The 5,663-nt window shown below is 58.4% G+C and carries 5 protein-coding genes and 1 pseudogene; 5 read left to right on the top strand and 1 reads right to left on the bottom strand.

The features are described 5' to 3' along the window. Window positions 1-123 precede the first annotated feature (123 nt). The 3 genes from HMPREF0178_RS04010 to HMPREF0178_RS04000 all read left to right on the top strand — a co-directional run bounded on the left by HMPREF0178_RS04010 (window position 124) and on the right by HMPREF0178_RS04000 (window position 3,667). Entirely contained in the window at window positions 124-510 is a 387-nt protein-coding gene (locus HMPREF0178_RS04010) for an EF-hand domain-containing protein (protein ID WP_009379263.1), read from the top strand. Window positions 511-579: 69 nt separating this feature from the next. Beyond that, window positions 580-2,295, top strand: coding sequence for a glutamine--tRNA ligase/YqeY domain fusion protein (locus tag HMPREF0178_RS04005; RefSeq protein ID WP_009379261.1), 1,716 nt, complete (start codon window positions 580-582; stop codon window positions 2,293-2,295). A 412-nt stretch (window positions 2,296-2,707) separates the two neighbouring features. After that, complete coding sequence (locus tag HMPREF0178_RS04000; protein ID WP_009379258.1) at window positions 2,708-3,667, top strand: polysaccharide deacetylase family protein; 960 nt, start codon at window positions 2,708-2,710, stop codon at window positions 3,665-3,667. A 69-nt stretch (window positions 3,668-3,736) separates the two neighbouring features. Here the strand turns inward: HMPREF0178_RS04000 and HMPREF0178_RS03995 are convergent, their stop codons facing one another. Then, complete coding sequence (locus HMPREF0178_RS03995) at window positions 3,737-4,225, bottom strand: YchJ family protein (RefSeq protein WP_009379257.1); 489 nt, start codon at window positions 4,223-4,225, stop codon at window positions 3,737-3,739. A gap of 360 nt (window positions 4,226-4,585) precedes the next feature. Here HMPREF0178_RS03995 and HMPREF0178_RS22375 point away from each other — a divergent pair. Both HMPREF0178_RS22375 and HMPREF0178_RS03990 read left to right on the top strand, forming a co-directional pair. Next, window positions 4,586-4,675, top strand: a pseudogene (locus tag HMPREF0178_RS22375) (molybdopterin-guanine dinucleotide biosynthesis protein MobB); the annotation flags it as partial. A 127-nt stretch (window positions 4,676-4,802) separates the two neighbouring features. Beyond that, window positions 4,803-5,336 carry a (Fe-S)-binding protein gene (locus tag HMPREF0178_RS03990; protein ID WP_009379254.1) on the top strand — a complete coding sequence of 178 codons (534 nt, stop codon included), beginning with the start codon at window positions 4,803-4,805 and terminating at the stop codon, window positions 5,334-5,336. Window positions 5,337-5,663: the final 327 nt, after the last annotated feature.

The raw sequence follows: 5,663 nt of genomic DNA, 5'->3' as shown, positions 1-5,663 counted from the left end.
TCTCCCCTCCCCCGATTCTTCCAGCTTTTCCTCCCTCTCCCGTGCTTGCGCCCCGGAAGGAGAGTGGTTACACTGTGAAAACATGCCATTAACCCGTCAGGAGAGAATCCTGAGGAGACCACTATGAAAAAATTGCTTTTTCTGGCGGCACTGACCCTGTGTGCCGCGCCCGCGTATGCCGCCCCCGATCGTTTTGAACAGATGGATAAGGACGGCAACGGACAGGTGGATTGGGAAGAGTTTCAGGCTGCCGTCCCCGGCATGAAGCGCCCCGCCTTCGACACGATCGACGCCGACAAGAGCGGCGGCATCTGCCGCAGCGAATGGGACAACTTCATGAAATCCCATATGGGCGGCCAGAAGGGAATGCCCCCCGCCGGAATGGGTATGCCAGCGGGCATGGGCGGCAAAGCCATGCCTCCCGCCGGGGCCGAAAAGGGCGGTATGCCCATGATCCAGCCCCCTGCGCAGCAGGGCGAAGCCCCCGGCATCGTACCCCCGAAAAACTAGCTCTCAAACGGAACCTCGCGGTTTCATAAACGCCAGCCGCCCTCTGAAGGCGGCAGCAAAGGATTGTTCATGAACATGGATGCTTCCTCCACGGAAACGGCTTCCTCCACACCGGAAAACAGCGTCGGACTGGATTTTCTGCACGTCCGCATCAATCAGGACAACGCCTCCGGGCGCTTCGGCAAGAAAGTCCATACCCGGTTTCCTCCTGAGCCGAACGGCTATCTGCACATCGGCCACGCCAAGTCCATCTGCATCAACTTCGGGTTGGCGCAGGAGTACGGCGGGCTGTGCAACCTGCGCTTCGACGATACCAATCCGGTGAAGGAAGATACCGAATACGTGGATTCCATCCGTGAAGACGTGCACTGGCTCGGCGGCGAATGGGACGATCGGGAATATTACGCTTCCAACTACTTCGATCAATTGTATGCGTTCGCCGAGCAGCTCATCCGTGACGGCAAGGCGTATGTGGACAGCCAGAGCGCCGAGGAAATCCGCGCCAGCCGGGGCACGCTGACGCAGCCGGGCACGGAAAGCCCATACCGGAACCGCTCCATCGAGGAAAACCTCGATCTGTTCCACCGGATGCGCGACGGCGAGTTCGCCGACGGGGAGCATGTGCTCCGCGCCAAGATCGACATGGCCTCTCCCAACGTGGTCATGCGTGACCCCACGCTGTACCGCATCCGCCATGCCGAACACCACCGGACCGGCGACAAGTGGTGCGTCTATCCCATGTACGACTTTACGCACTGCCTGTCCGATTCGCTGGAAGGCATTACGCACTCCATCTGCACGCTGGAGTTCGTCAACAACCGCGAACTGTACGACTGGGTGCTCGACGCGCTGAACGTGTACCACCCGCAGCAGATCGAGTTCGCCCGCCTTGGCCTGACCTATACCGTGCTGTCCAAGCGCAAGCTCATCCAGCTCGTGAAGGGCGGATTCGTGCGCGGCTGGGACGATCCCCGTATGCCCACCATTTGCGGGATGCGACGCAGGGGGTACACCCCGGAAGCCATCCGTGACTTCTGCTCGCGCATCGGCGTGGCCCGCGCGGAAAATCTGGTGGAATACAGCCTGCTCGAGTTCTGCGTGCGCGAACACCTGAACGCGGTTGCCCCGCGCACGATGGCCGTACTCGATCCGATCAAGGTCGTCATCGAGAACTATCCTGAAGGGCAGGTGGAGTGGTTCGACATGCCTTTCAGTCAGGACGGCAGCGTGGAAGGCAGCCGCAAGGTGCCGTTCAGCCGTGAGCTTTATATCGAGCGGGACGACTTCCGCGAAGATCCGCCGAAGAAGTTCCATCGCCTCTTCCCGGGTTCGGAAGTCCGCCTGCGTTATGCCTACTATGTCACGTGCAAGGACGTGATCAAAGACGCGGACGGCAACATCGTGGAGCTTCGCTGTACCTATGATCCGGAATCGAAGGGCGGGGCCACGCCCGACGGACGCAAGATCAAGGGCACTATCCATTGGGTTTCCGTGCCCCACGCCGTATCCGCCGAAGTGCGCCTGTACGAGCACTTGTTTACCTCCCCCACGCCCGGCAATACGCCCGAAGGCGTGGAGTTCACGGATCTGCTGAACCCCGGCTCCATGCGTGTCGTGACCGCACAGGTCGAACCCGCTCTGGCGGAGTTCCCCGCCGGAGCCCGCGTGCAGTTCGAGCGCCTTGGGTATTTCTGTGTCGATCCGGACAGCAAGCCCGGTGCGCCTGTCTTCAACAGGACGGTGACGCTCAAGGATTCGTGGGCGAAGATCGAAGGCAAGCAATAAAGAAAAGAGAGGAAGGCTCCTGTTTATGGAGCGTCCTTATCGGCATGAGGCTGAAAGGAGGCTGTGCGGCGGGATTCCGTTTGCGCGGCCTCCTTCTTTTAGGAGAAGGCTCTACGCGGCCCTTTGCGGAAAGGTTTTTGAGGCAGGGGAATCCGTAGGGCGGCTGGCCGTTGGCGCGTTGGGTGGGACGGGCAGCCGGGAGACGCAAACGTGCTTTGTTGAAACGGCATGTTTGGCGCGAAGATAAAGGATTAATATATTCTTCCCTGAGTGAAATCAGGGACTGTGCTTTTCTTTTGAAGCCTGTATGATGAAGTCTTGCGGGGGAAGCGCCTCCGTGCTAGAGCTTGCCCCGCATCTTGCGTATAACTTTTTTGACAAGCCGTGCTTGCCGTTTTTTAGAGGCCGCGTCATGATTCTCGCCCGATTGATCCGTGTCTGTGCGTCCGCGCTGCTGTGCGCAGGGGTCTCGTTGTTCCCCGGAAACGCTTCCGCTAATGGAGCGGGGACGGTGGTGGACGGTCGCGCCATCTTGAAAATGAGCAAGGGGAGCAATCTTTGCGCGTTGACGTTTGACGACGGCCCGAGCAGTCACACGGAACGCCTGATGGAGATCCTGCGGGAGCGGGGTATTCATGCCACGTTTTTTGTCGTAGGCAAACAGGTCAAATACCACCCCGAGCTCATTGTACGCCTTCAGCAGGAAGGGCATGAAATCGGCAACCACACCTATTCGCACAAGTCGCTCCGCCACCTTTCCGTTGACGCGCAACGGAGCGAAATCCTGAGTGTTCAGGAATCGTTGCGGAAACTCGGCGTGCATTCGCGCTACATCCGGCCGCCGTACGGAAATTTTGACGCCAACACTGTGGCGATAGCCAAGGCCGAGGGGGCGGACATCATGCTGTGGTCCATCGACAGCATGGACTGGTCCAAGCGGGCGAGCATCGAGAATATGAAGACGCTCATCAGTGGCCAGAAGTTGCGCGGCGTTTTCCTGTTCCACGATACGCATGAGCAGACCATAGAAGCCCTGCCTGAAATTCTTGATCGCCTTATTGCGGACGGCTGCCAGTTTGTGACGGTTTCCGAGTACCTTGCGGCCTTGCGCCAAGATGCCCTGCCCGAAGGTGTCAAAGTGGCCGCCCCCGTGATTCAGGAGAACCCGCATCAGCCGGCTCCCCCCCAGAACGCCCAAGCGGAGCGGGAAGCGCCGCAGCAGTTGTTCCAGCCCGGCGACGTGCATGAAGTCCGCCAGCCGATGGCCCCGAGGCCGAAGGCGGCGGAAACCCCCGGAGCCGAGCAGATGGCCGGGCACTCTACGAATATGAACGATGCCGAACCAGCGGCCTTGCGGACGTCGATGCTGTAACGCCAGAGAGGATGTACAAAAAAGGGAACCGAAGTTCCCTTTTTTCATATCATGCGTTGACGGTTGAGCCTATTTGCCGCAACATTTTTTGTACTTCTTGCCGCTGCCGCAGGGGCAAGGCTCGTTACGTCCGATTTTGGGCGTTTCGCGGCGGTACGGGTCCTGGCCGTGGACATTGCCGTCCACGTAGTACCAGCGGCCGTCTTCGCGGCGGAAGAAAGCGTCTTCGCGCAGGGACTGGGGCATACCGTTGACAGAATAGCGTGCTTCAAAGGATACTTCACCGGTCTCGTCGGTTTCGGCGCCGTCCTTGGTGGAGAAAATTTCAAGGCCTTCCCACTCTACGGCTTCCGACCATTTCTTCATGTCTTCATGATCGGCCTCGTCACGGATGCTCGGATGCACCGTTTCGTTGAGGTAATCATACTTGCCGAGGGTGTGGGCGGCATAGCGCGAACGCATGAGCGCTTCGGCGGTGGGGGCGGTTTCACGGCCTTCGATATAGGTTTCGCAGCATTCTTCGTAGGGGCGGCCGGAGCCGCAGGGACACAGGGACATGGGGTTCCTCCGGGATAAGACAGGCGTGCGGCCTGCGTGTAGTGATGTGGGGACTGGTTACGGTTTCGCGTCCTCGGAGTCAAGCCCGGTCTCTGAAACCAGAACAGCCCGCGTAAAGCGGGCCGTTATGGGAGGAAGAAAGTGATGAAGAAAGAAGAAAGGAATTACTTTATCTGTAGCAATGTGCGTGCCAACATCGCGTAAAAATCGTTTTTTCTGTTTTTGACAAGAGTTGTAGTGTATTACGGGAAAGTCAAAAAAGTGTTCCCTCGCGGCGGGGTGTCATAATTTGTACCCGTCCGGACAACCCCTTGGTATCCGGCACGTGGGAACCAAAAAATTTTACCACAGGAGATCCGTATGCAAGCCATCAGCATCATAGGGTTCAGCAATTCCGGCAAGACGACGCTCATTTCCCGGCTTTCCGAGTGTCTGGAAGCCCGAGGCCTCAAAGTCGCCATTGCCAAACACACCCATCACGAACTGGACAAGCCGGACACGGATACCGCGCTTTTGATGGGCCCGAAACGGACCATCGGTGGGGTTGAGCAATACGAAGGACGGCAAGGGAGAAGCCATGATCCATTGGGGGCATCCGTGTTTCCTCCGGGATTTGGTCCCTCTGCTGGATGCGGACATCCTGCTGGTGGAAGGAGGCAAAACCATCGGCTGGCTGCCGCGTATCTTGTGTTTGCGGACCACCCCGGAACTTTTGACGGCGCTTCCGGAAGGCTGCAAGGCTCTGCGCCCCGAGCTGGCGCTCGCCACGTATGGCGACAACAAGCTCCCCGGGCTGCCGTCGTTCACGGCCGAAGATCTGGATGCGCTGGTCGATCTGATTCTTGAGAAGGGCTTTTTGTTGCCCGCGCTGGATTGCGGAGCTTGCGGGGAAGCGGACTGTACCGCCATGACGCAGCGCATCGTGGCTGGAGAGAAGACGCCCGGCGATTGCGTGGCCGCACGCGGGAACATTGAGGCCACCGTCAACGGTCAGTCCGTGGGGCTTAACCCCTTCACGGCGCAGATGCTTTCCGGTGGCATCAAGGGGATGCTCGGTGCGCTCAAGGGCATGGTTCCCGGCGGCGAGGTTATTATTAGGATGAAAGGGTAGGGATGCAGATGTGGGGAGGGGAGGAAGAACCTTTCTTCAGAAAGGTTCTTCCTCCCCTCCCCACGCCCCACCCCTCCTTCTCCCAAGACTTTCTCCTTTATCGAATCCCTATTTGTGGTTTGGGGAGTCAAAAAGGGAAGGGCGTTGTGTTGGTTGTTGGGTAGAGTCATCTTTTGATAGACCTGTTGAAATCTCTTTATCGCATTTACCTGCAATACAAAAAAGACGAGGCTTCCTCGTCTTTTTTGTGCGGAACCGGGAGACGGACGCCTCCGAAACGAAATGATGTGCTTCCCATTTTGTCATTGACCCAGATAAAAGTCTTTG

Origin of the sequence: Bilophila sp. 4_1_30 (genome assembly GCF_000224655.1) — a bacterium.
GTDB classification, from domain to species: domain Bacteria; phylum Desulfobacterota; class Desulfovibrionia; order Desulfovibrionales; family Desulfovibrionaceae; genus Bilophila; species Bilophila wadsworthia.
The sequence above is the reverse complement of the archived record's forward strand: the minus strand, read 5'-3'. Positions and strand labels throughout refer to the sequence as shown.

What these genes read in the sequence shown, in the direction of transcription:
- HMPREF0178_RS04010 (WP_009379263.1), top strand. Translation starts at nt 124, where the DNA reads ATGAAAAAATTGCTTTTTCTGGCGGCACTGACCCTGTGTGCCGCGCCC.
- HMPREF0178_RS04005 (WP_009379261.1), top strand. Translation starts at nt 580, where the DNA reads ATGAACATGGATGCTTCCTCCACGGAAACGGCTTCCTCCACACCGGAA.
- HMPREF0178_RS04000 (WP_009379258.1), top strand. Translation starts at nt 2,708, where the DNA reads ATGATTCTCGCCCGATTGATCCGTGTCTGTGCGTCCGCGCTGCTGTGC.
- HMPREF0178_RS03995 (WP_009379257.1), bottom strand. Translation starts at nt 4,225, where the DNA reads ATGTCCCTGTGTCCCTGCGGCTCCGGCCGCCCCTACGAAGAATGCTGC.
- HMPREF0178_RS03990 (WP_009379254.1), top strand. Translation starts at nt 4,803, where the DNA reads ATGATCCATTGGGGGCATCCGTGTTTCCTCCGGGATTTGGTCCCTCTG.